This window comes from Mesorhizobium sp. B2-3-13, assembly GCF_006442195.1.
GTDB lineage: Bacteria > Pseudomonadota > Alphaproteobacteria > Rhizobiales > Rhizobiaceae > Mesorhizobium > Mesorhizobium salmacidum.
On the sequence record NZ_VFVQ01000007.1, the window covers coordinates 22,637 to 45,858 of the forward strand.

Consider the following 23,222-nt stretch of genomic DNA (forward strand, 5'->3'; position numbering starts at 1 on the left):
CGCGAGGACAGGACAATGGCACTTAAGAAATTCAACCCGATAACGCCGAGCACCCGCCAGCTGGTCATCGTCGACCGCTCGGGCCTCTACAAGGGCAAGCCCATCAAGGGCCTGACCGAAGGCCTGACCAAATCGGGCGGTCGCAACAATCACGGCCGCATCACCGCCCGCTTCATCGGCGGCGGTCACAAGCGTTCGTATCGCATTATCGACTTCAAGCGTCGCAAGTTCGACGTTGTCGGCACGGTCGAGCGCATCGAATATGATCCGAACCGCACCGCCTTCATCGCGCTGATCAAGTATGATGATGGTGAGCTGTCCTACATCATCGCTCCGCAGCGTCTGGCTCCCGGCGACAAGATCGTGGCAGGCGAAGCGGTCGACGTGAAGCCGGGCAATGCGATGCCGCTGGCCTCGATGCCGGTCGGCACCATCGTCCACAACATCGAGCTGAAGCCCGGCAAGGGCGCCCAGGTCGCCCGTTCGGCAGGTGGTTACGGCCAGCTGGTCGGCCGCGACCAGGGTATGGCGATCCTGCGCCTCAACTCGGGCGAACAGCGTGTCGTTCACGGCTCCTGCATGGCCACCGTCGGTGCCGTGTCCAATCCGGACCACGGCAACATCAACGATGGCAAGGCCGGCCGCACGGTTTGGCGTGGCAAGCGTCCGCACAATCGCGGCGTGACCATGAACCCGGTCGACCATCCGCACGGCGGCGGCGAAGGCCGCACCTCCGGTGGCCGCCATCCGGTCAGCCCGTGGGGCAAGCCGACCAAAGGCAAGAAGACGCGGTCCAACAAGGCGACCGACAAGTTCATCCTGCGCTCGCGCCATCAGCGCAAGAGCTAAGAAGAGGTAACGCCAAGTGACTCGTTCTATTTGGAAAGGCCCCTTCATCGACGGCTACCTTCTCAAGAAGGTGGACAAGGTTCGTGAAGGTGGTCGCAATGAGGTGATCAAGATGTGGAGCCGTCGCTCCACCATCCTGCCGCAGTTCGTCGGCTTCACCTTCGGTGTCTACAACGGCCAGAAGCATGTTCCCGTCTCGGTGAACGAGGACATGGTCGGTCACAAGTTCGGTGAATTCGCTCCGACGCGGACCTATTACGGTCACGGCGCGGATAAGAAGGCGAAGAGGAAATAATCATGGGCAAGGCCAAAGCTCCGCGCAGGCTTGCTGACAACGAAGCGCGCGCCGTGTTGCGCACGATCCGTATCAGCCCGCAGAAGCTGAACCTGGTTGCCGCGCTGATCCGCGGCAAGAAGGTCGCGACAGCGCTTTCCGATCTCGAATTCTCGGCCAAGCGGATTTCCGGCACGGTCAAGAAGACGCTGGAATCGGCAATCGCCAACGCGGAAAACAACCACGACCTCGACGTCGATGCTCTGATCGTGGCGGAAGCCTATGTCGGCAAGTCAATCGTCATGAAGCGGTTCCACGCTCGTGGCCGTGGTCGCGCCAGCCGTATCGAGAAGCCGTTCTCGCACCTCACGATCGTCGTTCGTGAAGTCGAAGAAAAAGGGGAGGCCGCATAATGGGCCAGAAAGTCAATCCGATCGGTCTTCGCCTCGGCATCAACCGCACCTGGGATTCGCGCTGGTTCGCGAACACCGGCGAGTACGGCAAGCTGCTGCATGAGGACATTAAGATCCGCAAGTATCTTGAGAAGGAGCTCAAGCAGGCCGCGATCTCGAAGGTCGTGATCGAGCGTCCGCACAAGAAGTGCCGCGTCACCATCCATGCCGCGCGCCCGGGTCTGATCATCGGCAAGAAGGGCGCCGACATCGAGAAGCTTCGCAAGAAGCTGATGGAGATGACGAAGTCCGAGACGCACCTCAACATCGTCGAAGTGCGCAAGCCGGAAATCGACGCGACCCTGGTCGCCCAGTCGATCGCCCAGCAACTCGAGCGTCGCATCGCGTTCCGCCGCGCCATGAAGCGTGCCGTGCAGTCGGCCATGCGCCTCGGTGCCGAAGGCATCCGCATCAACTGCGCCGGCCGCCTTGGCGGCGCCGAGATCGCGCGCATGGAATGGTACCGTGAAGGTCGCGTGCCGCTGCATACGCTGCGCGCCGATGTCGACTACGGCACGGCCGAGGCGAATACGGCCTACGGCATTTGCGGCGTCAAGGTCTGGGTATTTAAGGGCGAAATCCTCGAGCACGATCCGATGGCTTCGGAGCGTCGTGCGACCGAGGGTGATGCTGCGCATGGCGGTGGTGGTGATCGCGAACGCGGTCGTCGTCGCGAAAACGCCTGAGACATTTAGGAATTTGGAGTTAGAACGATGCTGCAGCCAAAGCGCACAAAGTTCCGCAAGCAGTTCAAGGGCCGTATCCATGGTACCGCAAAGGGCGGCACCAACCTGGATTTCGGTGGTTTCGGGCTGAAGGCGCTTGAGCCGAACCGTGTCACCGCGCGTGAGATCGAGGCGGCCCGCCGCGCGATCACTCGCGAAATGAAGCGCGCCGGCCGCGTGTGGATCCGTATTTTCCCGGATGTCCCGGTCACGTCGAAGCCGACCGAAGTCCGCATGGGCAAGGGCAAGGGCGCGGTCGACTACTGGGCGGCGCGCGTCAAGCCGGGCCGCATCATGTTCGAGATCGATGGCGTCAATGAAGAAACCGCCCGTGAGGCGCTGCGTCTCGGCGCGGCCAAGCTCTCGGTCAGGACGCGCTTCGTACAGCGCATCGCAGAATAAGGACGGGCTGATCATGAAAGCCGAAGACATCCGGACCAAGACCCAGGACCAGCTGACCGACGACCTGGCCAGCCTGAAGAAGGAGCAGTTCAACCTGCGCTTCCAGAAGGCCACCGGCCAGCTCGAGAAGACCGCGCGCGTGAGGCAGGTTCGCAAGGACATTGCGCGTATCAAGACCATCGCTGCGGAAAAGTCCGCGGCCAAGAAGGCTTAAGGACGAAAACCATGCCAAAGCGCATTCTGCAGGGCACCGTCGTCAGCGACAAGAACGAGAAGACGGTTGTCGTCAAGGTCGAACGGCGCTTCACGCATCCCGTGATGAAGAAGACCGTGCGCATGACCAAGAAGTACAAGGCGCACGACGAGAACAACGCCCACAAGGTCGGCGATCAGGTGTTCATCCAGGAATCGAAGCCGATTTCCAAGGACAAGCGCTGGATCGTCGTGTCCTCGGACCAAGCCTGACCTCCGGGCGTAAACAACGAATTTTGGACAGACCGGGGAGGGGCTTCGAGCCCGTCCCGTTAGAAAAGAAGAAGGCGGCCAGTCATGATTCAGATGCAAACAAACCTCGACGTGGCGGATAATTCCGGCGCGCGTCGTGTCATGTGCATCAAGGTGCTGGGCGGCTCGAAGCGGAAATACGCTTCCGTGGGCGACATCATCGTGGTGTCGATCAAGGAAGCCATTCCGCGCGGCCGCGTTAAGAAAGGCGATGTGATGAAGGCGGTCGTGGTTCGCACGGCCAAGGACATCCGCCGCCCGGACGGCAGCGTGATCCGTTTCGACAAGAACGCGGCCGTTCTCGTCGACAACAAGAAAGAGCCGATCGGCACGCGTATCTTCGGACCGGTTCCGCGCGAACTCCGCGCCAAGAACCACATGAAGATCATCTCGCTCGCGCCTGAAGTGCTGTAAGGAGCCGGACCAATGCAAAAGATTAGAAAAGGCGACAAGGTCGTCGTGCTGGCCGGCAAGGACAAGGGCCGTTCGGGCGAAGTCCTCTCGGTTCAGCCGAAGGATGACACCGCATTGGTGCGCGGCGTCAACATGATCCGTCGTCACCAGAAGCAGTCCCAGTCCCAAGAGGGCGGGATCATCACCAAGGAAGCGCCGATCCAGCTGTCGAACATCGCGCTGGCCGACCCCAAGGATGGCAAGCCGACCCGCGTCGGTTTCATCTTCCAGAAGGACGGCAAGAAGGTGCGCGTCGCCAAGCGCTCGGGAGAAGTCATCAATGGCTAAGGCTCAAACCAAGCAGGCGACTGCCAACAACACGCCGCGCCTCAAGCAGGTCTACAACGAGACCATCCGCAAGGCGCTGCAGGAGCAATTCGGCTACGACAACGAGATGCAGGTTCCGCGCATCGACAAGATCGTGCTGAACATGGGTGTGGGCGAAGCGACCGCCGATTCGAAGAAGCCTTCGGTCGCGGCCGAGGACCTGGCGATGATCGCCGGCCAGAAGGCCGTCGTGACCCGCGCCCGCAATTCGATCGCGGGCTTCAAGGTTCGCGAGAAGATGCCGATCGGCGCCAAGGTCACGCTGCGCAAGGAACGCATGTACGAGTTCCTCGATCGCCTCGTGAACATTGCGCTGCCGCGCGTCCGCGACTTCCGCGGATTGAATCCGAAGAGCTTCGATGGCCGTGGCAACTACGCCATGGGCATCAAGGAACACATCGTGTTCCCGGAGATCAACTACGACAAGGTTGATCAGATCTGGGGCATGGACGTCATCGTTTGTACGACTGCGAAGACGGACGACGAAGCCAGGGCTTTGCTCAAGGCTTTCAACTTCCCCTTCCGCCAGTAACGGCAGCGAGAAAAGGAAAAATCTGAAATGGCAAAGACCAGCTCAGTCGAGAAGAACAACAGGCGCCGCAAGCTTGCCGACCAGTACGGTCCCAAGCGCGCCGCGCTGAAGGCGATCATCATGGATCAGTCCAAGCCGATGGAAGAGCGCTTCCGCGCTCAGCTGAAGCTTGCTGCCCTGCCGCGCAACTCGGCCAAGATCCGCATCCGCAACCGCTGCGAAGTCACCGGCCGTCCGCGTGCCTACTATCGCAAGCTCAAAGTATCGCGCATCGCGCTTCGGGACCTCGGCAATAACGGCCAGATCCCGGGCCTGGTCAAGTCGAGCTGGTAAGGAGGACATAACATGTCATTGAGCGATCCTCTCGGCGATATGCTGACCCGCATCCGCAACGCCTATGGCCGCAAGAAGTCGAGTGTCTCGACGCCGGCCTCGCGTCTGCGCACCCGCGTCCTCGACGTGCTGAAGGCTGAAGGCTATATCCGCGATTACAGCCAGACCGACTTCGACAACGGCAAGTCCGAGATCGAAATCGAGCTGAAGTATTTCGACGGTGCTCCGGTCGTGCGCGAAATCGCCCGCGTTTCGAAGCCCGGCCGCCGCGTTTACGTTTCGGCCAAGTCGATCCCGCACGTCGCCAACGGCCTCGGCATCGCCATCCTTTCGACGCCGAAGGGCGTGATGGCCGACCACGAAGCACGCGAGCAGAACGTCGGCGGCGAGATCCTCTGCCAGATCTTCTGATCTGGCAGCTCACCGCAAATTGGAATCCGGTCTTCGGATCGTTCCGAAGACAGAGACCTGAAACAAGAGAAGTGACGAGGACAACAAAATGTCTCGTATTGGAAAGAAACCCGTTTCGCTGCCGCAGGGCGTGACCGCGACCGTCAACGGCCAGACCGTGACGGCGAAGGGCCCCAAGGGCGAGCTGAAGTTCGTGGTGAACGACGAAGTGCTGGTCAAGATGGAAGGCAGCGAGATCGCTGTCCAGCCGCGCGACCAGACCAAGACAGCTCGCTCCAAGTGGGGCATGTCGCGCACGCAGATCGTCAACATCCTGCAGGGTGTCAAGGACGGCTTCGAGAAGAAGCTCGAGATCACCGGCGTCGGCTATCGCGCTGCCTTGCAGGGTAAGAACCTGCAGCTGGCTCTTGGCTTCAGCCATGATGTCGTCTACGAGACGCCGGCCGGCATCACGATCACCGTGCCCAAGCCGACCGAAATCACCGTGGCCGGCATCGACAAGCAGCAGGTCGGCCAGGTTGCCGCGGAAATCCGCGAATACCGCGGTCCCGAGCCTTACAAGGGCAAGGGTGTCCGTTACGCCGGCGAGAAGATCGTCCGCAAGGAAGGCAAGAAGAAGTAGTCTGCTTGGCCCTGAAAAGTTGCAGACTTTTCGGACAGGGCCAGGCCACGGAAGTGGTAACGCCGCGGGGAGCGGTCGCGGGAGGCGCTTCGCCTGCCGCATATGGCGGCCCCCGTTTTTTGAAGGCAAGGAAGACATCATGGGTACCAAGGAAGCCATCCAGCGCCGTGCGCAACGCGTCCGCCGCCAGATCAAGAAAGTCGCCGGCGAGCGTCCGCGCCTTTCTGTGCACCGCACATCGAAGAACATCTACGTCCAGGTGATCGACGACGCCAAGGGGCACACTATCGCTGCCGCCTCGACGCTCGAGAAGGACCTCAAGGGTTCGCTCAAGACCGGCGCCGACACCGCCGCCGCCGCCGCGATCGGCAAGCTGATCGCCGAGCGCGCCGCCAAGGCCGGCGTCAAGGAAGTCGTCTTCGACCGTGGCCCGTACATCTATCACGGCCGCGTCAAGGCGCTGGCCGAGGCTGCCCGCGAAGGCGGTCTCAGCTTCTAATGCATGATCCCGAAAAGTTGCAGACTTTTCGGACAAGATCATGCAAAGGAGAAGTTCACCGCTGATGACCCAAAAGCGGCATCAGCAATCAGCAACCCGTGCTTCCGGAAAAGAACAAGGAACAGGATATGGCACAGGAACGTAGGGAAGGCGGCCGCGGCCGCGAGCGTGAAGAGCGCGATGACGGCATGGTGGACAAGCTCGTCCACATCAATCGCGTCGCCAAGGTCGTCAAGGGTGGCCGCCGCTTCGGCTTCGCCGCACTCGTCGTCGTCGGCGACCAGAAGGGCCGTGTCGGCTTTGGTCACGGCAAGGCGCGCGAAGTGCCGGAAGCCATTCGCAAGGCAACCGAATCGGCCAAGCGCGACATGATCTTCGTGCCGCTGCGCTCGGGCCGCACGCTGCATCACGACGTCGAAGGACGCTGGGGTGCGGGGCGCGTGCTGCTGCGCGCCGCCAAGCAGGGTACCGGCATCATCGCCGGCGGCCCGATGCGCGCCGTCTTCGAGACGCTCGGCATGCATGACGTGGTCGCCAAGTCGATGGGTTCGTCGAACCCCTACAACATGGTTCGCGCCACCTTCGACGCGCTGAAGAGCCAGATGCATCCCAAGGATGTGGCTGCGGCGCGCGGCATCAAGTATTCGACCCTTCAGGCCCGCCGCGGCACCGCCGTTGCGGCTGAAGAATAGTCGACCTGACCAGGGATTTTGACCATGGCCAAGAAAGCAACCAAGACCATCACCGTTGAGCAGATCGGCTCGCCGATCCGCCGTCCGAAGGAACAGCGCGCGACGCTGGTCGGCCTCGGCCTCAACAAGATGCACAAGCAGCGCACGCTGGAGGATACGCCCTCCGTGCGCGGCATGATCGCTGCCGTCCAGCATCTCGTCCGCGTCGTGGACGAGGGCTGAGCCAAAGCGCAGGAGAAGCAAGATGAAACTCAACGATCTGCGTGACAAGGACGGCGCGACGCACTCCAAGAAGCGTCTCGGCCGTGGCATCGGCTCAGGTTCCGGCAAGACCGCCGGTCGCGGCGTCAAGGGGCAGAAGGCGCGCTCCGGCGTTGCCGTCAACGGCTTCGAGGGTGGCCAGATGCCGCTCTACCGGCGCCTGCCGAAGCGTGGCTTCAACAACATCTTCGCCAAGAGCTTCGTTGTCGTCTCGCTGGCCCGCATCCAGGAAGCCGTCGATGCCAAGAAGCTTGACGTCAAGGCAACCGTGACGGCCGAAACGCTTGTCGCCGCCGGCGTCATCCGTCGCGTCAAGGATGGCGTGCGCGTGCTGTCCGACGGCGAACTCAAGGCCAAGCTTGCCTTCGACGTCGCCGGCGCCTCCAAGGCCGCGATCGAGAAGATCGAAAAGGCCGGTGGTTCGGTCAAGCTGCCGGAAAAGGCAGCTGCCGAGTAACGGCAATTTGAAGCGCGGTCGGCAAGTGTGGCATTCGCTTTTTGCTTTCGATCGAGCTTTGATCTGCTCAATTTAGCGGCCGCGTCAACGCGGCCGCTTGCATGTTTACAGCCCGGAGCTTATCTCGTGAGCTTCGGTGAAACGCACCGCCTGACCCCACGGGCCATCAAGCGTTACCAAGCGGAGAATCAGGCATGGCTTCGGCTGCTGAACAACTAGCCTCGAATCTGAATTTCTCGGCCTTCGCCAAGGCGGAGGACCTGAAGAAGCGCATCTGGTTCACCATCGGCGCGTTGCTCGTCTATCGCCTCGGCACCTATATCCCGCTTCCCGGCATCAATCCCGACGCCTTCGCCCAGGCTTTCTCCTCGCAGAGCAAGGGCGTGCTCGGCATGTTCAACATGTTCGCCGGCGGTGCCGTGCAGCGCATGGCGATCTTCGCGCTCGGCATCATGCCCTATATCTCCGCCTCCATCATCATGCAGCTGATGACCTCGGTCATTCCCTCGCTCGAAGGGCTTAAGAAGGAAGGCGAGCAGGGCCGCAAGGTCATCAACCAATACACGCGCTACGGCACCGTGCTCCTGGCGCTGGTGCAGGCCTACGGCATTTCGGTCGGGCTGGAGAACGGTAACGGCATCGTCAATGATCCCGGCATGTTCTTCCGTCTCTCGACCGTCGTCACGCTGGTCGGCGGCACCATGTTCCTGATGTGGCTTGGCGAACAGATCACCGCGCGCGGCATCGGCAACGGCATTTCACTGATCATCTTCTCCGGCATCGTCGCCGGCCTGCCGCGTGCCATTTCCGGCACGCTGGAACTTGGCCGCACCGGCGCGCTGTCGACCGGCCTGATCCTGGCGATCATCGTGCTGGCCATTGTCGTCATCGCGCTCATCGTCTTCTTCGAGCGCGCGCAGCGCCGCCTGCTGATCCAGTATCCGAAGCGCCAGGTCGGCAACCGCATGTTCCAGGGCGATACCTCGCACCTGCCGCTCAAGCTCAACACGTCGGGCGTCATCCCGCCGATCTTCGCGTCGTCGCTGCTCCTGCTGCCGGCCACCGTCGCCGGCTTCTCGCAGACGACCAACATGCCGGCCTGGGCGAGCACCATCCTGGCCTCGCTCGGCCACGGCCAGCCGCTCTACATGGCTTTCTACGCGGCGATGATCGTGTTCTTCGCCTTCTTCTATACCGCGATTGTCTTCAATCCGAAGGACACCGCCGACCAGCTCAAGAAGCATTCGGGCTTCATCCCGGGCTACCGCCCGGGCGAGCGCACCGCCGACTACATCGATTACGTTCTCACCCGCATCACCGTCGTCGGCGCCATCTACCTGGTGCTGGTGTGCCTGCTGCCGGAGTTCCTGATCTCGGCGACTGGCGTACCATTCTACCTTGGTGGCACATCGCTTCTGATCGTGGTCAGTGTCACGCTCGATACGGTTGCGCAGATTCAGGGTCACCTGATCGCTCACCAGTATGAAGGGCTGATCAAGAAGTCGAAGCTGCGCGGGGGGAAGAAAGCCAGATGAGGTTGATTTTGCTTGGGCCGCCGGGGGCGGGCAAGGGGACACAAGCACAAAGACTGGTAGAAAAACACGGCATACCCCAGCTCTCGACGGGTGACATGCTGCGTGCCGCCGTCCAGGCGGGTACCGAGGTCGGCAAGCGCGCCAAGGCGGTGATGGATGCCGGCGAGCTGGTCTCGGACACCATCGTCAACGCCATTGTCGCTGAGCGTATTGATCAGGCCGACTGCGCCAGGGGTTTCATCCTCGATGGTTATCCGCGTACGCTGGTGCAGGCCGATGCGGTCGAATCGATGCTCTCGGAGCGCGGCATTGGTCTCGATACGGTCATCGAACTTGTCGTCGACGACAGGGCCCTGGTCGGTCGGATCGTCAAGCGCGCCGATGATGCCAAGGCGGCTGGCCAGCCGGTGCGCAAGGACGACAATCCCGCTGTGTTCGAAGAGCGCCTGCGGGAGTACTATAAGAAAACCGCTCCGCTGACGGGCTACTATTACGCCAAGGGCAAGCTCAAGACCGTGGACGGCATGGCCAGTATCGACGCGGTGACCGCGGAGATCGAAGCCGTGGTCGTGGCGGCGGCGAAGGCGCGGTAAGGGAATTTAAAGATTAAGCTTGACGGAGGCGGCTCGCTGCGGTATGGCGGCCCGTCTTCCTATCAGGTGCGCACTTTGCTTGCCCGCAAGGGCAAGGCAGTCGCTTTGAACTGGAAACTCCCGCAAGGGCCGGCCTCCACCGGACGCGGGGCAATGTGGATAGCGCCGGATCTGCCTTTTTGAGGGTTGGCCGGCCCATATGGAGAAGAGAAGAACATGGCTCGTATAGCCGGCGTCAACATTCCGACCAACAAGCGCGTCGTCATCGCGCTTCAGTACATTCACGGCATTGGCAAGAAGTTCGCCCAGGAGATCGTCGACAAAGTCGGCATCCCGGCCGAGCGCCGCGTCAACCAGCTGACCGACGCGGAAGTGCTGCAGATCCGCGAGACCATCGACCGCGATTACCAGGTCGAAGGCGACCTGCGCCGCGAAGTGTCGATGAACATCAAGCGTCTGATGGATCTCGGCTGCTACCGCGGCCTGCGTCACCGCCGCTCGCTGCCGGTTCGCGGTCAGCGCACGCACACCAATGCACGTACCCGCAAGGGCCCGGCCAAGTCGATCGCCGGCAAGAAGAAGTAATTGGGGGTGAGTAGCTGTTAGTGAGTAGTGAGAACCGGCGTTAACGCCTGCACCTCGTCACTACTCACCAATTCACTATTCACTTTTCCAGGTGGAGCCGCTGGCATTACGGCGGTGTAGAGATCAACTGAAAGGACTACCATGGCCAAGGAAGCCGCACGTGTTCGCCGCCGCGAACGCAAGAACATCTCGTCGGGCGTTGCCCACGTCAATTCGACCTTCAACAACACGATGATCACCATTACCGACGCGCAGGGCAATTCGATCGCCTGGTCGTCGGCCGGTGCCCAGGGCTTCAAGGGTTCGCGCAAGTCGACCCCGTTCGCCGCCCAGATGGCTGCCGAGGACGTTGCCAAGAAGGCCCAGGAACACGGCATGCGCATGCTCGAAGTCGAGGTCTGCGGACCGGGCTCCGGTCGTGAATCGGCGCTGCGCGCCCTGCAGGCGGCTGGCTTCACCATCACCTCGATCCGTGATGTGACGCCGATCCCGCACAATGGCTGCCGCCCGCGCAAGAAGCGCCGCGTCTAAGCAATTTATCGAACGCCGCGTGAGCGCCCAAGGCGCTCCTCCGCGGTATTCCAGGTCGCCCGCCACGATTGGATGGTGGTGGGTCAACGGAAGGAAAGCATCATGATCCAGAAAAATTGGCAGGAACTGATCAAGCCGAACAAGATCGAGTTCTCGTCGAAGAAGAAGACGCTGACCACGCTGGTCGCTGAGCCGCTCGAACGCGGCTTTGGCCTGACGCTCGGCAACGCGCTGCGCCGCGTGCTCCTGTCTTCGCTGCGCGGTGCGGCTGTCACCGCCGTGCAGATCGACGGTGTTCTGCATGAATTCTCGTCCATCGCCGGCGTGCGCGAGGACGTGACCGACATCGTCTTGAATATCAAGGAAATCGCCATCCGCATGGAAGGCGATGGCCCCAAGCGCATGGTCGTGCGCAAGCAGGGCCCGGGCGCGGTTCTGGCCGGCGACATCCAGACGGTTGGCGACGTCGAGATCCTCAACCCCGACCACGTCATCTGCACGCTGGACGAAGGCGCTGAAATCCGCATGGAATTCACCGTCGACACGGGCAAGGGCTATGTGCCTGCGGAGCGCAACCGCGCCGAAGACGCGCCGATCGGCTTGATCCCGGTCGATAGCTTGTATTCACCGGTCAAGAAGGTCTCCTACAAGGTCGAGAACACCCGCGAGGGCCAGGTTCTCGACTATGACAAACTGACCATGACCATCGAGACCGACGGTTCGATCTCGGGCGAGGATGCGGTGGCTTTCGCCGCCCGCATCCTGCAGGACCAGCTTGGCCTGTTCGTCAACTTCGACGAGCCGCAGAAGGAAGTCGCCGCGGAAGCCGTCACCGAGCTCGCCTTCAATCCGGCGCTGCTCAAGAAGGTCGACGAACTCGAGCTTTCGGTGCGTTCGGCCAACTGCCTGAAGAACGACAACATCGTCTACATCGGCGATCTCATCCAGAAGACCGAAGCCGAGATGCTGCGCACCCCGAACTTCGGCCGCAAGTCGCTGAACGAGATCAAGGAAGTTCTGGCGGCGATGGGCCTGCACCTCGGTATGGAAGTGCCGGACTGGCCGCCGGAAAACATCGAAGACCTCGCAAAGCGTTACGAAGACCAATATTGAGCATGAACTCCAAGGATCGGCGGCGTGAGCCGCTCGATCCGACGGTCGTGCGGAAAACCATCAGAGGCCGTGGCCTCTTGAACTGAAGAAGGAAGAGAGCCATGCGCCACGGTTTCAAAGGCCGCCGCTTCGCCCGCAGCATAAGCCACCGCAAGTCGATGTTCGCCAACCTGGCGGTGTCGCTGCTCGAGCACGAGCAGATCGTCACCACCTTGCCGAAGGCGAAGGACCTGCGTCCAATCGTCGAGAAGCTGGTGACGCTCGGCAAGCGCGGCGACCTGCACGCCCGCCGCCAGGTGATCGCGCAGATCGGCAATGAAGGCGTCGTCAAGCGCCTGTTCGATACCATCGCCCCGCGCTACGCCACGCGCAACGGCGGCTATTTGCGCATCATGAAGGCCGGCTTCCGTCACGGCGACAATGCCGCGATGGCGGTCATCGAGTTCGTCGACCGCGACACCTCGGCCAAGGGCGCCGGCGACCGCGCCCGCATCGAAGCCGAAGGCACGGACGAAGCCGCAGCCGCATAAGGTTTCGTCTTTCCAGATTGATTTAAAGGGGCCCGCGGGCCCCTTTTTCATATTCGGCGCGCAAGGCGTACCCAAAAATATTGATTGTCGCGAAAATAATCGGATTTCAGCGGCTTAGCCTTTCATTTTGCACATTCGTCGGGACAATGCGCCCGAACTCGCTTGGAGGATTCGCAATGCGCGCCAAAAAACTGTCCCTTGTTCTGCTCTGCGCCTTCATGGTGTTCGCAGCCGCACCGGCAGTCCGGCAGGCGCTGGCCGAGGACGCCGCCAAGCCAGCCGATCCGGGGCTCTCCGATGTACTGACCGACTTGTTGCATGGCGTCGAAGGCGAGAATGCCACTTCCGGCCCGGACAAGCGCGTGCCGTTCGGCCGCGAGGAGGTCCAGCTTTCCTTCGCGCCGCTGGTCAAGCAGACGGCGCCGGCCGTGGTCAATGTCTATGCCTCGCAGACGGCCAAGGTGACCTCGCCTTTCGAAGGCGATCCCTTCTTCGAGGAGTTTTTCGGCCGCGCCCAGCCGCGTGCGCAGTCTTCGCTGGGCTCGGGCGTGCTGGTCGATCCGAGCGGTGTCATCGTCACCAACTTCCATGTCATCAAGGACGCCGACGAGGTCAAGGTGGCGACCGCCGCCGGCCGCGAATTCGCCAGCAAGGTGATGCTCAAGGACGAAACGCTCGATCTGGCCGTGCTCAAGATCGAGTCCGACAAGCCGTTTCCGGTCATCGCCATCGGCGATTCCGACGCGCTCGAGGTCGGCGACCTGGTGCTGGCCATCGGCAATCCCTTCGGCGTCGGCCAGACCACCACCAGCGGTATCGTTTCCGCCCTTGCTCGCAGCCATATCGGCGTTTCGGACTCTGGCTATTTCATCCAGACCGATGCCGCCATCAATCCCGGCAATTCCGGCGGTGCGCTGATCAATATGGGCGGTCAACTTGTGGGCATCAACACCGCCATCTACAGCCGCAGCGGCGGCTCGATCGGTATCGGGTTTGCCATTCCCGCCAATATGGTGCGGGCTTTCGCCGATGCCGCCAAGGCCGGCCTCGATTTCTTCGAACGGCCCTATATCGGCGCCGAATTCGAAGCGGTGACGCCGCAGATCGCCGAATCGCTCGGCATGGAAAAGCCAATCGGGGCGCTGGTCTCCTCGGTCGACGCGACGGGTCCCGCCGGCAAGGCAGGGCTGAAGCCGGGCGATGTCGTGCTGCAGATCAACGGCAAGCCGGTCGAGAGCATCGAGGCGCTGGACTATCGCATGGCGACGCTGTCGATCGGCACCAAGGCAAATTTCGCGATCCTGACCAAGGGCCAGCAGGCGGCGATGGACATCGCGCTGGAGCGCGCGCCGGAGGGGGCAAAAGCCTCGGAAGTGACGCTGCATGGCCGCAGCCCGTTCTCGGGCGCCAAGGTCTCGGAACTGTCGCCGCGGCTTGCCCAGAAGCTCGGCCTGCGCACCGATCTCAAGGGCGTGACCGTGATCGACATCAACCGTGATTCGCCGGCCGCCGATTTCGGCTTCCAGCCGGGCGACGTCGTGCGCGAGGTCAACGGCACCAGCATCGACACCGCCGCAACGCTGGCGCAGGTAGCGCAGCAGGATACGCGCTGGTGGCGCTTTACCGTCGAGCGCGGTGGGCAGATACTGCGCCAGGTATTGCGTTACTGAGTTCGAGCCCCTGAAGGGATCGCGCTTCAAACTTACAGCGGATCAGCGTTTTGCCGAAACGCCGATCTGCTCTATCTCCTTGTTTTGACGCAATTCCGGACGGAAAACCGCTTCACGGTTTTCCTGGGATTGCTCTGAGGAAGTGCATGGCCGATCTGTTCAGCGTCGACGAACCGGATAAGGTGCCGCCCGGGCGGCCGCTGGCCGACAGGTTGCGTCCGAAGAACCTTGGCGAGGTCGTCGGCCAGGAGCATTTGACGGGCCCCGATGGCGCGCTGACCCGGCTGATCGGCTCCGGTTCGCTGGGCTCGATGATCTTCTGGGGGCCGCCCGGCACCGGCAAGACCACGGTGGCGAGGCTGCTCGCCGGCGAGACCAGCCTTGCCTTCGAGCAGATATCGGCCGTCTTTTCCGGCGTCGCCGATCTGAAGAAAGTGTTCGAGGCGGCCAAGTTGCGCCGCGCCAACGGCCGCCAAACCCTGCTTTTCGTCGACGAGATCCACCGCTTCAACCGTGCCCAGCAGGATTCTTTTCTCCCCGTCATGGAGGATGGGACGGTCGTCCTGGTCGGCGCCACAACCGAAAACCCGTCCTTCGAACTCAACGCGGCCTTGTTATCGCGCGCGCGGGTCATGGTCTTCCATTCGCTCGGCGAAGACAGTATCGCCAAGCTGATGACGCGGGCGGAGGAGACAGAGGGCAGGGCGCTGCCGCTCGATGACGAGGCGCGGGCGATGCTCATCCGCATGAGCGATAGCGACGGGCGCGCATCGCTGACGCTGGCCGAGGAAGTCTGGCGTGCCGCCAAGCCTGGCGAGATATTCGATCCCGAAGGGCTGCAGCGCATCGTCCAGCGCCGTGCGCCGATCTACGACAAGGGCCAGGATGGCCATTACAACCTGATCTCGGCGCTGCACAAGTCGGTGCGCGGCTCGGATCCGGATGCCGCACTCTACTATCTCGCGCGCATGTTCGATGCCGGCGAGGATCCGCTCTATCTCGGCCGCCGGCTGGTACGCATGGCGATGGAGGACATCGGGCTTGCCGATCCGCAGGCACTGGTCATCGCCAATGCCGCCAAGGATGCCTATGACTATCTCGGTTCTCCGGAGGGCGAACTCGCTTTCGCCGAGGCCACCGTTTATCTCGCCACCGCGCCCAAATCCAACGCCGTCTATACGGCCTTCAAGGCAGCCACGCGGGCCGCGAAGGAACATGGCTCACTGCTGCCGCCCAAGCATATCCTCAACGCACCGACCAAGCTGATGAAAGAGGAGGACTACGGCGCCGGCTACCGTTACGACCATGATGAGCCGGACGCCTTTTCAGGCCAGGACTATTTTCCCGAAAAGATGGGTCGACAGACCTTTTACGATCCGCCTGAGCGTGGTTTCGAGCGCGATATCAGAAAGCGGCTCGACTACTGGGCAAAGCTGCGCAAAGAGCGGGAATAGCCGATTTGCGTCGCCCGGTGGTCGTCACGCTTCGGGACGAGGCTTCGCCCTGGGGCATTTCAACTTCGGTCGTCCTCCATACACTGTTCGCCGCGACACTGGCATTGATGCCGTTGCCGAAGCGGCCGAACCGGCTGGAGGAAGAGCGGGTGTCGGTCAACATCCTGGCGCCTGAACAGTTCGAGGCATCGGCGAGACCGCCGCCGGCCTCCGCCGCTGCGGCGGTGCCGGAGGCGAGGGCGGCAGAGCCACCGCCTGCTTCGAACCCGCCCAAAACTCAACCGCCCGCCGCGCCTGCCATGATTCGCCCGACGCGGATGCTGTCGGCCAAGACCCTGGCCGGTCGGCGCAGCAGGCACGCGCGCGCCGATCTCAAGACCTTCGCATCCGACAAGGGGATGGTGCAGCTTTGCAATCTGGAGGCCATGGATCAGATCCGCCAATGGCATGCGGATTTCCAGCCGGAGCGGATGGTGCCCTATGCAACCGCCGAGGAAAAGATCACCGGCACGACGATCGCCGCTGATGGTGCGGCTTTTCGCAGCCGCAAAAACTGGTACAGTCTTAAGTTCAAATGCCGGCTCGCACAGGACGGCGAAAGCGTCATTGGCTTTGAGTTCCTGGTCGGCGATCCCGTGGCCAGGGACAAATGGGACGAGCTTGGCTTGCCGGCGGTGCATTGACAGCCCGGCAGGCTCCACCAGGCAGCCAGCCCGGCCGGATACCATGGCCGTTGTGCGGTGACCCAAAAAACCTTATCAAGGCGCACGGTCGGGCGGTGGCCGTTGCCATGATTTGGGCACCTCATTCGCAACAGGATCGCGCATCGCGCGTGGAAAAATGACAAAAACCCTTCGCAAATCGCTTCGCAAATTCGCTATTGCCATCCCGATTCTTGCCCTTGGCTTCTATTTCATACCGATCCTGACGACGATCTTCATCGTCTGTGGTCTGATCGATGTGCTGCGCAACGACAGGAAGGATCTGGCGCTGTTCAGCGGCTACTTCCTTGGCAACGGGCTTTTCACCTGGTTGCTCTCACCCTTCAACCTACTGGTCGATCTTCTGTGCTACAGAAATCCGGGCGTGTGGAAGCTGGAGCAGTTTCCCGCCGACTATCAGCGTGAGGTCAACGAGGTCCTTGATGTCTTCAAGGCGCGCAAGGATGAGATCATCGCCGATATCGACGCCAATTTCGGCGCCGGCCGGCGCGGCATGTATGTCTACCAGTGGTACGGCAAGCACAGGATAGACAACGTCGAGGAATTCAACAAGGATTTCAAATACATCAAGACGATCGCCGTTTCCGTCTTCAGCAAGCGCGAATCGACCTCCTGGCATTTCGGGCCGCTGCGGCTCAGCCTGCGCATCCTCTACAATCTGATCCCGGTGAAAGCTGAGATTTTCGTCGAATGCGGCAATGTCAAGAACTACTGGTACGACAATCCGCAGTTCATTTTCGACGACACGCTGCTGCATCGCTCGGTCAACGAATATGATGGCCGCCGCTACTGCGTGTTCATGGATATTATCAGGCCGTCCCCGGTGCCTCGCCTGATCGCTGGCATGCTTGCGGTCGTCTCGGTGAGCGTCGAGCGCATCAATTCGATGTTCTACAAGAACTGGAAGATGATCGGCTCCACAAAGCCGAAAACCACCTGATCTGAAGAGCGGCTGAAGCTGCCTGGTCCGCCGGCAGCGCAGCCGCTTCCTGCGCAAGGAGCGGCATTTTGGTGGCCGCTCGCGCCATCTTAGTATGCATTTTGAACATTGGATCTTATGAGATCCTGTCTCTGAACGCCAGTGACCCACCTGCAGCCGGGGGCGCAGATCCGCATTACAATGCCTGCGCAATACATTGTTTCGGGGGAAAGACATCGGAGCCGCATACAGACGCATTGCGGAATACCGGCTGTCGGGCAACGTTACCGGCTATCTCTACGAGCAGATGCGTCCGGTCAGCAAACCGGAAATCGATGCCCTGTATGGCGAATTCAGGAAGAAATATCCAGGCTGGACAACGCCTGAGTGGTGACGGTCGATCGGCATTGACCGAGGCTACTGTGTGAGGCAGTAAACTTCCATGTTCAATCTGCTTCTCGTTATGGTCGGCGGCGGCATCGGTGCCGGCATCCGCCATTTGACCAGTATGGGCGCGCTGCGCCTTGTCGGCCCCAATTATCCCTGGGGAACGATGGCGATCAACATCATCGGCTCCTTTGCGATGGGCCTGTTCATCGCCATTTTGGCGCGCCGCGGCGGATCGAACGAGCTCAGGCTATTCGTCGCCACCGGCATCCTTGGCGGCTTCACCACTTTTTCCGCCTTTTCGCTCGATTTCGCGGCGCTGTGGGAACGGGGAGCCACGCTGCCTGCGTTCGGCTACGCGCTTGCAAGCGTCATTGGCGCGATCATTGCCCTGTTTCTGGGACTTTGGCTCGCAAGAAGCCTGTCATAAAGCACGCCATGGCATGCTTTATGGTTTTGGCCGGCATGCATTAGTGTTATTGCCGCGCCAAGCGCAGGCCAAGAGCCCTGCTCGGGAAAACGGATAGCGAAAAATGGCAGGCGTTGAACAGATCACGGTGGAGGCCGGCGAGGCGGGCATGCGGCTCGATCGCTGGTTCAAGACGCATTTCCCGGGACTTGGCTTCGGCCATCTGCAGAAGCTGCTGCGCTCCGGCCAGATCCGCGTCGATGGCGGCCGGGTCAAGGCCGACACCCGCGTCGAGCCGGGCCAGATGGTGCGTGTGCCGCCGCTCGAGGTGGACAAGAAGGGCGAGAGTGCGCTCACGGGCCACTCGATCCGCAACCAGGGCGACGCCGATGTGCTCGCCAAGATGCTGCTCCATGAGGACCCGAAGGTCTTCGTCTTCAACAAGCCGGCGGGCCTTGCGGTTCAGGGCGGCTCCGGCGTCACGCGCAATGTCGACGACATGCTGGAAGCCTGGCGCAGCCAGAAGGGCGAGAAGCCGCGGCTGGTGCATCGGCTCGACCGCGATACGTCGGGCGTGCTGGTTGTCGCCCGTACCAGGCTTGCCGCCATGAAGCTCTCGGAGGCGTTCCGGGCGCGAGAAACCAAGAAGACCTACTGGGCGTTGGTCAAAGGCGTGCCGCCCAAGCGCGAGGACAAGATCTCGACCTGGCTGATCAAGGAGCCGACAGAGGATGGTGACCGCGTGCGCGTGGCCGCGCATGGTGAAAAGGGCGCCGACCATGCCGTGTCCTACTACCGCATCATCGAGCAGGCGGCGCAGACCATGACCTGGCTGGAGATGGAGCCCTATACGGGCCGCACCCACCAGCTCCGCGTCCATGCCGCCTATATCGGCTGCCCGATCATCGGCGACCCGAAATACTTCGAAGCCGACACCAACTGGGATTTTCCCGGCGGCATTCAAAACCGCCTGCACCTGCACGCACGCCGCATCATTATCCCGCACCCGGACAAGGGCGTTATCGACGTCACCGCGCCGATGCCGCCGCACATGCGCCAGAGCTGGAACCTGATCGGCTTCGACGACGCCAGCGCGGAGGATTGACCGTGAGCGGCGCCACCGACGCGCTCGATCGGCGCGACACGGTCGATATGGCCGCCGCCGCCATCATGGTCGGGCTGACCTTTTCCTGGGGCCTGAACTACGTCGCCGCCAAGATCTCCTACGCCGGCTACGACCCAGTCTTCCTGTCAATCGCACGCTCGGTCATTGGCGGCTTCTGCGTCTTCCTCTGGTGCCGCTGGCGCGGCATTGCGCTCTTCACCAGGGATGGGACATTGCTGGCCGGCATCGCGGTCGGCGTGCTTTTCGGCGTCGAGTTCCTTTGCCTCTATGTCGGGCTGGAGCACACCACCGTTGCCCGCAACACGCTGCTGGTCAACTCAATGCCGTTCTGGATGCTGATCGGCGGCCACTTTCTGCTCGGCGAACAGATCACCACGCGCAAGTTCCTTGGCCTGCTGTTGGCTTTCGCGGGTCTCGCCACCGTTTTTTCCGACAAGCTCGGGGGTACCGGAAACATGCTGTTCGGCGATCTCCTGAGCCTTGGTTCCGGGTTTTTCTGGGCCCTGACCAACATCCTCATCAAACGATCGAAACTGGTCGAGGCAAGCGCGGAGAAGCTGCTGCTCTATCAACTCGCCGGCGCGGCGATCGTTGGCGTGTTGGTAATGCCTCTCGCTGGCCCACCCGTTCGCGATCCAGCCTTGCTGCCGACATTGGCGCTGCTTTTCCAGGCAATCTATATCGTCGCCTTTACATACGTGCTGTGGTTCTGGCTGCTGCGCCGCTATCCGGCCTCAGGGCTGTCGAGCTTCACCTTCCTGTCGCCGGTCTTCGGTGTTTTATGCGGTGCGATCATCTTGAACGAGCCGCTGACCATTCGCATTTTTCTGGCACTTGGCTTGATTGCGGCGGGGCTGATCATCGTCAACCGGCCGGCGCGCAAGCTGACACCGGTGTGAGAAAGAGACTTCATGCGTGACATCCTCAACGACCTTGAAGCGGCCAAGTATCTTTCCGATCCGGATCCGGTACGTCGCGCCCAGATCCAGATGAAGATGCCGCTGCCCAAGCGCTTCTACAAGGAGGTCTCGGTCGTGCCGGTGGAAGCTGGTTTTGCGGTGCAACTCGACGGCAGGCCGGTGCGCACGCCGGGCAAGGCGCTGCTGGCGCTGCCGACTGAAACGGCCGCGGCGCTGGTTGCCGGCGAGTTCGCGGAACAGGGCGAGACGATCAATCCGGTGACGATGCCGGTGATGCGGCTGGTCAACACCGCCATCGATGGCGTGGCCAGCGATCCTCAGGCGGTGCTGGAAGACATTCTGCGTTTTGCCTCGTCGGATCTGCTCTGTTACCGCGCCGATGCCCCGCAAGGGCTGGTCGCGCGGCAGAACGAGCAGTGGGATCCCGTCATCGACTGGGCACGCGCCGCGCTTGGGGTTCGCTTCAACCTTGCCGAGGGTATCATCCATGTCGAGCAGCCGCGCGAAACCATTGCCGTGCTGGGCAGCCATCTGGCGCAGCGCGCCGAGCCGCTGCGCCTGGCCGCCATTCATGTCATGACATCGCTGACCGGATCGGCATTGCTGGCGTTGGCGGTCGATTTCGGCGAGCTCGATGGCGAGGAGGCCTGGGCCGCCGGCCATGTCGACGAGGACTGGCAGATCGCGCATTGGGGACAGGACGCCGAAGCAGCCGCGCGTCGTGCCGCCCGCAAACGAGACATGATGGCCGCTGTCAGCTTGCTCGAAGCGCTGCGGGCCTGAGCGCTTCGCTCCGCCTTCGCACTGCACCTAATACGAAAGTCATAATCCCATCGTCGCGGTGCCTTTCCCCGGCGCTTTCTGCCATTTTTCATGTGCTGGCTGCGCTTTTCGAGTCCGCGTTCGGAGGAGAACGCGGACGTTGGCGCACAGCATCTAGGGCTGGGTCTCACGGGAGGATAACTCAATGGCAATGGCATCGACCGTCGGCGGAAGGAGCCGGGGCATGACGCGGGAGGAGAAGAAAGTCATCTTCGCTTCCTCGCTCGGCACCGTTTTCGAATGGTATGATTTCTATCTCTACGGCTCGCTGGCGGCTTTCATCGGCTCGACCTTTTTCAGTCCGACGATTCCCGAGGCAACGCGCAACATCTTCGCGCTGCTGGCCTTTGCCGCAGGTTTCCTGGTGCGTCCGTTCGGCGCGCTGCTGTTCGGTCGCATCGGCGACCTCGTCGGCCGCAAATACACATTCCTGGTCACCATGACGATCATGGGCCTGTCGACCTTCCTGGTCGGCCTGTTGCCCGGCTATGCAACCCTGGGCATCGCTGCTCCGGTGATCCTGATTGCCCTGCGCATGCTGCAGGGTTTGGCGCTGGGCGGCGAATATGGTGGTGCGGCGACCTATGTCGCCGAGCACGCGCCCGATGACCGCCGCGGCTTTTACACCTCTTGGATCCAGACGACAGCGACGCTCGGCCTGTTTCTGTCGCTGATCGTCATCCTGATTGTGCAGGGATCGCTGAGCAAGGAGAGCTACGCCGCCTGGGGTTGGCGCATTCCTTTCATCGTCTCTTTCCTGCTGCTCGCCATTTCGATCTGGATCCGGTTGTCTCTCTCGGAGTCCCCGACCTTCCAGAAGATGAAGGACGAGGGCAAGGGCTCCAAGGCGCCGCTCTCGGAAGCCTTTGGTCAGTGGAAAAACGCGAAGATCGCTCTCCTGGCGCTGCTCGGCCTCACCGCCGGTCAGGCCGTCGTCTGGTACAATGGCCAGTTCTACGCGCTGTTCTTCCTGCAAAACGTGCTGAAGGTCGACGCGCAGTCGGTCAACATCATGATCGCCGTCGCGCTGGCGCTCGGCTCGATCTTCTTCGTCGTGTTCGGCTGGCTCTCCGACAAGATCGGCCGCAAGCCGATCATCATGGCTGGCCTGGCGCTTGCCATAGTCTGCACCTTCCCGCTGTTCAAGGCATTGACCTGGGCCGCCAATCCGGCGCTCGCCAAGGCACAGCAGAGCACTCGGGCAACTGTGACGGCAGCACCCGGCGACTGCAGGTTCCAGTTCAATCCGGTCGGAACCGCGAAATTCACGACGTCCTGCGACATCGCGACTTCGTTCCTGACCAAGAACTCGGTTCCGTACGATGTGGTGTCGACGGCCGCGCCCGGGACGGCCGCGTCAGTCAAGATTGGTACAGAGACGGTGGCGTCCTACGACGCGGTCGCCGCCGGCGATCAGGCCAAGGCCAAGGACGCGGCCTTCGCCAAGGCTGTCAACATGTCCCTGCGGGACGGCGGTTATCCGCTGAAGCGTGCGGCGATCAAGGTTGCGGACCCGAAACTCGATGCGTTTGTTGCCGCCAACCCGGAACTGAAGCTGGACGCTGCCGCGATCCGTGCCGGTGAGAAGGCGACTGTGCCGATTGATCAGGCGGTCAAGGACAAGCTCTTGACTACCGAGGAGGCAGCGGGCGCACCCGAGGTCACCGTCTACAACATACCGGGCGGCGGCGCCTTCGCCATGTTCGCCGATCCGGCGGCGGTGAACTGGCCGATGACAATCGGTATCCTGTTCATCCTGGTGCTGTTCGTGACCATGGTCTACGGGCCGATCGCGGCGATCCTTGTCGAGATGTTCCCGACTCGCATTCGCTACACTGGCATGTCATTGCCCTACCACATCGGCAATGGCTGGTTCGGCGGCCTGCTGCCGGCGACGGTGTTCGCGCTCAGCGCCTACAAGGGCGATATCTATTATGGCCTCTGGTATCCGGTGGTAATCGCGGCAATGACGCTGATCATCGGCATGATCTTCGTCAAGGATACGCTCGGTACCGACCTGCACGCCAAGGAGTAGCCGATCGGCCGATACGAGCGAAAAGCCCGGCGCGAGCGATCGCGCCGGGCTTTTTCATGTGAGATCGACGTGGAGGGC

The 23,222-nt window shown here is 61.9% G+C and carries 32 protein-coding genes; all 32 read left to right on the plus strand.

Going from position 1 to position 23,222, the window contains the following annotated elements; translation table 11 throughout:
- Positions 1-15 precede the first annotated feature (15 nt).
- Positions 16-849: a 50S ribosomal protein L2 gene (gene rplB / locus FJ941_RS10185; RefSeq protein ID WP_140505210.1), complete on the plus strand. Its 834-nt coding sequence runs from the start codon at positions 16-18 to the stop codon at positions 847-849.
- A gap of 16 nt (positions 850-865) precedes the next feature.
- Positions 866-1,144 (plus strand): 30S ribosomal protein S19, encoded by a 279-nt coding sequence (gene rpsS, locus FJ941_RS10190; RefSeq protein ID WP_006205463.1) that lies wholly within the window; start codon positions 866-868, stop codon positions 1,142-1,144.
- Between the two features lie 2 nt (positions 1,145-1,146).
- Entirely contained in the window at positions 1,147-1,536 is a 390-nt protein-coding gene (gene rplV / locus FJ941_RS10195) for a 50S ribosomal protein L22 (RefSeq protein WP_006205462.1), read from the plus strand.
- Positions 1,536-2,261 (plus strand): 30S ribosomal protein S3, encoded by a 726-nt coding sequence (gene rpsC, locus FJ941_RS10200; RefSeq protein ID WP_013895697.1) that lies wholly within the window; start codon positions 1,536-1,538, stop codon positions 2,259-2,261. Before rplV ends, rpsC begins: the two co-directional genes overlap by 1 nt.
- Positions 2,262-2,288: 27 nt before the next feature.
- Positions 2,289-2,702, plus strand: a complete 414-nt coding sequence (rplP, locus tag FJ941_RS10205) for a 50S ribosomal protein L16 (RefSeq protein WP_006205460.1) — start codon at positions 2,289-2,291, stop codon at positions 2,700-2,702.
- 13 nt (positions 2,703-2,715) lie between these two features.
- Positions 2,716-2,916, plus strand: a complete 201-nt coding sequence (gene rpmC / locus FJ941_RS10210) for a 50S ribosomal protein L29 (RefSeq protein WP_006205459.1) — start codon at positions 2,716-2,718, stop codon at positions 2,914-2,916.
- Positions 2,917-2,927: 11 nt separating this feature from the next.
- On the plus strand, positions 2,928-3,167 hold the full coding sequence (gene rpsQ, locus FJ941_RS10215; RefSeq protein WP_010909280.1) for a 30S ribosomal protein S17: 240 nt from the start codon (positions 2,928-2,930) through the stop codon (positions 3,165-3,167).
- An 84-nt stretch (positions 3,168-3,251) separates the two neighbouring features.
- A complete protein-coding gene (rplN, locus tag FJ941_RS10220) occupies positions 3,252-3,620 on the plus strand; it encodes a 50S ribosomal protein L14 (RefSeq protein WP_006205457.1) in 369 nt (122 codons plus the stop codon).
- A gap of 12 nt (positions 3,621-3,632) precedes the next feature.
- Entirely contained in the window at positions 3,633-3,947 is a 315-nt protein-coding gene (gene rplX / locus FJ941_RS10225; RefSeq protein ID WP_006205456.1) for a 50S ribosomal protein L24, read from the plus strand.
- A complete protein-coding gene (gene rplE, locus FJ941_RS10230) occupies positions 3,940-4,518 on the plus strand; it encodes a 50S ribosomal protein L5 (RefSeq protein ID WP_032935916.1) in 579 nt (192 codons plus the stop codon). The genes rplX and rplE overlap by 8 nt, the downstream gene beginning before the upstream one ends.
- Positions 4,519-4,545: 27 nt before the next feature.
- Positions 4,546-4,851: a 30S ribosomal protein S14 gene (gene rpsN, locus FJ941_RS10235; protein WP_010909282.1), complete on the plus strand. Its 306-nt coding sequence runs from the start codon at positions 4,546-4,548 to the stop codon at positions 4,849-4,851.
- Between the two features lie 12 nt (positions 4,852-4,863).
- Positions 4,864-5,262, plus strand: a complete 399-nt coding sequence (gene rpsH / locus FJ941_RS10240; protein ID WP_006205453.1) for a 30S ribosomal protein S8 — start codon at positions 4,864-4,866, stop codon at positions 5,260-5,262.
- 88 nt (positions 5,263-5,350) lie between these two features.
- Complete coding sequence (rplF, locus tag FJ941_RS10245) at positions 5,351-5,884, plus strand: 50S ribosomal protein L6 (protein ID WP_013895694.1); 534 nt, start codon at positions 5,351-5,353, stop codon at positions 5,882-5,884.
- Between the two features lie 139 nt (positions 5,885-6,023).
- On the plus strand, positions 6,024-6,383 hold the full coding sequence (rplR, locus tag FJ941_RS10250) for a 50S ribosomal protein L18 (protein WP_140505212.1): 360 nt from the start codon (positions 6,024-6,026) through the stop codon (positions 6,381-6,383).
- 128 nt (positions 6,384-6,511) lie between these two features.
- Complete coding sequence (rpsE, locus tag FJ941_RS10255) at positions 6,512-7,075, plus strand: 30S ribosomal protein S5 (RefSeq protein WP_032933400.1); 564 nt, start codon at positions 6,512-6,514, stop codon at positions 7,073-7,075.
- Between the two features lie 24 nt (positions 7,076-7,099).
- On the plus strand, positions 7,100-7,297 hold the full coding sequence (rpmD, locus tag FJ941_RS10260; protein ID WP_006205449.1) for a 50S ribosomal protein L30: 198 nt from the start codon (positions 7,100-7,102) through the stop codon (positions 7,295-7,297).
- 22 nt (positions 7,298-7,319) lie between these two features.
- On the plus strand, positions 7,320-7,793 hold the full coding sequence (gene rplO / locus FJ941_RS10265; protein WP_140505214.1) for a 50S ribosomal protein L15: 474 nt from the start codon (positions 7,320-7,322) through the stop codon (positions 7,791-7,793).
- Positions 7,794-7,987: 194 nt separating this feature from the next.
- Positions 7,988-9,328 (plus strand): preprotein translocase subunit SecY, encoded by a 1,341-nt coding sequence (gene secY / locus FJ941_RS10270; RefSeq protein ID WP_027145578.1) that lies wholly within the window; start codon positions 7,988-7,990, stop codon positions 9,326-9,328.
- Positions 9,325-9,921, plus strand: coding sequence for an adenylate kinase (locus FJ941_RS10275; protein ID WP_140505216.1), 597 nt, complete (start codon positions 9,325-9,327; stop codon positions 9,919-9,921). The genes secY and FJ941_RS10275 overlap by 4 nt, the downstream gene beginning before the upstream one ends.
- 216 nt (positions 9,922-10,137) lie before the next feature.
- Positions 10,138-10,506 (plus strand): 30S ribosomal protein S13, encoded by a 369-nt coding sequence (rpsM, locus tag FJ941_RS10280; protein ID WP_006205445.1) that lies wholly within the window; start codon positions 10,138-10,140, stop codon positions 10,504-10,506.
- Between the two features lie 141 nt (positions 10,507-10,647).
- Positions 10,648-11,037, plus strand: coding sequence for a 30S ribosomal protein S11 (rpsK, locus tag FJ941_RS10285; protein WP_006205444.1), 390 nt, complete (start codon positions 10,648-10,650; stop codon positions 11,035-11,037).
- 102 nt (positions 11,038-11,139) lie between these two features.
- Positions 11,140-12,150 carry a DNA-directed RNA polymerase subunit alpha gene (locus FJ941_RS10290; protein WP_006205443.1) on the plus strand — a complete coding sequence of 337 codons (1,011 nt, stop codon included), beginning with the start codon at positions 11,140-11,142 and terminating at the stop codon, positions 12,148-12,150.
- A gap of 101 nt (positions 12,151-12,251) precedes the next feature.
- Positions 12,252-12,680, plus strand: coding sequence for a 50S ribosomal protein L17 (gene rplQ / locus FJ941_RS10295; RefSeq protein WP_027145580.1), 429 nt, complete (start codon positions 12,252-12,254; stop codon positions 12,678-12,680).
- 176 nt (positions 12,681-12,856) lie between these two features.
- Entirely contained in the window at positions 12,857-14,350 is a 1,494-nt protein-coding gene (locus FJ941_RS10300; protein ID WP_140505218.1) for a DegQ family serine endoprotease, read from the plus strand.
- 146 nt (positions 14,351-14,496) lie between these two features.
- Entirely contained in the window at positions 14,497-15,804 is a 1,308-nt protein-coding gene (locus tag FJ941_RS10305; RefSeq protein WP_140505219.1) for a replication-associated recombination protein A, read from the plus strand.
- A 5-nt stretch (positions 15,805-15,809) separates the two neighbouring features.
- Positions 15,810-16,487 (plus strand): DUF930 domain-containing protein, encoded by a 678-nt coding sequence (locus FJ941_RS29410; RefSeq protein WP_246673764.1) that lies wholly within the window; start codon positions 15,810-15,812, stop codon positions 16,485-16,487.
- A 157-nt stretch (positions 16,488-16,644) separates the two neighbouring features.
- Positions 16,645-17,466 (plus strand): aspartyl/asparaginyl beta-hydroxylase domain-containing protein, encoded by an 822-nt coding sequence (locus tag FJ941_RS10315; protein ID WP_181166124.1) that lies wholly within the window; start codon positions 16,645-16,647, stop codon positions 17,464-17,466.
- A gap of 421 nt (positions 17,467-17,887) precedes the next feature.
- Positions 17,888-18,262 (plus strand): fluoride efflux transporter CrcB, encoded by a 375-nt coding sequence (gene crcB, locus FJ941_RS10325; protein ID WP_140505221.1) that lies wholly within the window; start codon positions 17,888-17,890, stop codon positions 18,260-18,262.
- A gap of 103 nt (positions 18,263-18,365) precedes the next feature.
- Entirely contained in the window at positions 18,366-19,346 is a 981-nt protein-coding gene (locus FJ941_RS10330) for an RluA family pseudouridine synthase (protein WP_140505223.1), read from the plus strand.
- Positions 19,347-19,393: 47 nt separating this feature from the next.
- Positions 19,394-20,266, plus strand: a complete 873-nt coding sequence (locus FJ941_RS10335; RefSeq protein ID WP_181169759.1) for a DMT family transporter — start codon at positions 19,394-19,396, stop codon at positions 20,264-20,266.
- 12 nt (positions 20,267-20,278) lie between these two features.
- Positions 20,279-21,070, plus strand: a complete 792-nt coding sequence (locus FJ941_RS10340; protein WP_140505226.1) for an ATP12 family chaperone protein — start codon at positions 20,279-20,281, stop codon at positions 21,068-21,070.
- A 184-nt stretch (positions 21,071-21,254) separates the two neighbouring features.
- On the plus strand, positions 21,255-23,144 hold the full coding sequence (locus FJ941_RS10345) for an MFS transporter (RefSeq protein WP_140505228.1): 1,890 nt from the start codon (positions 21,255-21,257) through the stop codon (positions 23,142-23,144).
- Positions 23,145-23,222: the final 78 nt, after the last annotated feature.

Bases quoted from the DNA above. Each gene is read 5' to 3' on its own strand.
- rplO (WP_140505214.1), top strand. From the start codon at position 7,320: ATGAAACTCAACGATCTGCGTGACAAGGACGGCGCGACGCACTCCAAG.
- FJ941_RS10345 (WP_140505228.1), top strand. From the start codon at position 21,255: ATGGCAATGGCATCGACCGTCGGCGGAAGGAGCCGGGGCATGACGCGG.
- rplQ (WP_027145580.1), top strand. From the start codon at position 12,252: ATGCGCCACGGTTTCAAAGGCCGCCGCTTCGCCCGCAGCATAAGCCAC.
- rpsM (WP_006205445.1), top strand. From the start codon at position 10,138: ATGGCTCGTATAGCCGGCGTCAACATTCCGACCAACAAGCGCGTCGTC.
- FJ941_RS10315 (WP_181166124.1), top strand. From the start codon at position 16,645: ATGACAAAAACCCTTCGCAAATCGCTTCGCAAATTCGCTATTGCCATC.
- FJ941_RS10335 (WP_181169759.1), top strand. From the start codon at position 19,394: ATGGCCGCCGCCGCCATCATGGTCGGGCTGACCTTTTCCTGGGGCCTG.
- rplV (WP_006205462.1), top strand. From the start codon at position 1,147: ATGGGCAAGGCCAAAGCTCCGCGCAGGCTTGCTGACAACGAAGCGCGC.
- rpsK (WP_006205444.1), top strand. From the start codon at position 10,648: ATGGCCAAGGAAGCCGCACGTGTTCGCCGCCGCGAACGCAAGAACATC.
- rplB (WP_140505210.1), top strand. From the start codon at position 16: ATGGCACTTAAGAAATTCAACCCGATAACGCCGAGCACCCGCCAGCTG.
- rpmC (WP_006205459.1), top strand. From the start codon at position 2,716: ATGAAAGCCGAAGACATCCGGACCAAGACCCAGGACCAGCTGACCGAC.
- rpsE (WP_032933400.1), top strand. From the start codon at position 6,512: ATGGCACAGGAACGTAGGGAAGGCGGCCGCGGCCGCGAGCGTGAAGAG.
- FJ941_RS10330 (WP_140505223.1), top strand. From the start codon at position 18,366: ATGGCAGGCGTTGAACAGATCACGGTGGAGGCCGGCGAGGCGGGCATG.
- FJ941_RS10290 (WP_006205443.1), top strand. From the start codon at position 11,140: ATGATCCAGAAAAATTGGCAGGAACTGATCAAGCCGAACAAGATCGAG.
- rplX (WP_006205456.1), top strand. From the start codon at position 3,633: ATGCAAAAGATTAGAAAAGGCGACAAGGTCGTCGTGCTGGCCGGCAAG.
- rpsN (WP_010909282.1), top strand. From the start codon at position 4,546: ATGGCAAAGACCAGCTCAGTCGAGAAGAACAACAGGCGCCGCAAGCTT.
- rplP (WP_006205460.1), top strand. From the start codon at position 2,289: ATGCTGCAGCCAAAGCGCACAAAGTTCCGCAAGCAGTTCAAGGGCCGT.
- rplF (WP_013895694.1), top strand. From the start codon at position 5,351: ATGTCTCGTATTGGAAAGAAACCCGTTTCGCTGCCGCAGGGCGTGACC.
- secY (WP_027145578.1), top strand. From the start codon at position 7,988: ATGGCTTCGGCTGCTGAACAACTAGCCTCGAATCTGAATTTCTCGGCC.
- rpsC (WP_013895697.1), top strand. From the start codon at position 1,536: ATGGGCCAGAAAGTCAATCCGATCGGTCTTCGCCTCGGCATCAACCGC.
- FJ941_RS10275 (WP_140505216.1), top strand. From the start codon at position 9,325: ATGAGGTTGATTTTGCTTGGGCCGCCGGGGGCGGGCAAGGGGACACAA.
- rpsH (WP_006205453.1), top strand. From the start codon at position 4,864: ATGTCATTGAGCGATCCTCTCGGCGATATGCTGACCCGCATCCGCAAC.
- rplN (WP_006205457.1), top strand. From the start codon at position 3,252: ATGATTCAGATGCAAACAAACCTCGACGTGGCGGATAATTCCGGCGCG.
- FJ941_RS10340 (WP_140505226.1), top strand. From the start codon at position 20,279: ATGCGTGACATCCTCAACGACCTTGAAGCGGCCAAGTATCTTTCCGAT.
- FJ941_RS10300 (WP_140505218.1), top strand. From the start codon at position 12,857: ATGCGCGCCAAAAAACTGTCCCTTGTTCTGCTCTGCGCCTTCATGGTG.
- crcB (WP_140505221.1), top strand. From the start codon at position 17,888: ATGTTCAATCTGCTTCTCGTTATGGTCGGCGGCGGCATCGGTGCCGGC.
- rpmD (WP_006205449.1), top strand. From the start codon at position 7,100: ATGGCCAAGAAAGCAACCAAGACCATCACCGTTGAGCAGATCGGCTCG.
- rplR (WP_140505212.1), top strand. From the start codon at position 6,024: ATGGGTACCAAGGAAGCCATCCAGCGCCGTGCGCAACGCGTCCGCCGC.
- FJ941_RS10305 (WP_140505219.1), top strand. From the start codon at position 14,497: ATGGCCGATCTGTTCAGCGTCGACGAACCGGATAAGGTGCCGCCCGGG.
- rplE (WP_032935916.1), top strand. From the start codon at position 3,940: ATGGCTAAGGCTCAAACCAAGCAGGCGACTGCCAACAACACGCCGCGC.
- rpsQ (WP_010909280.1), top strand. From the start codon at position 2,928: ATGCCAAAGCGCATTCTGCAGGGCACCGTCGTCAGCGACAAGAACGAG.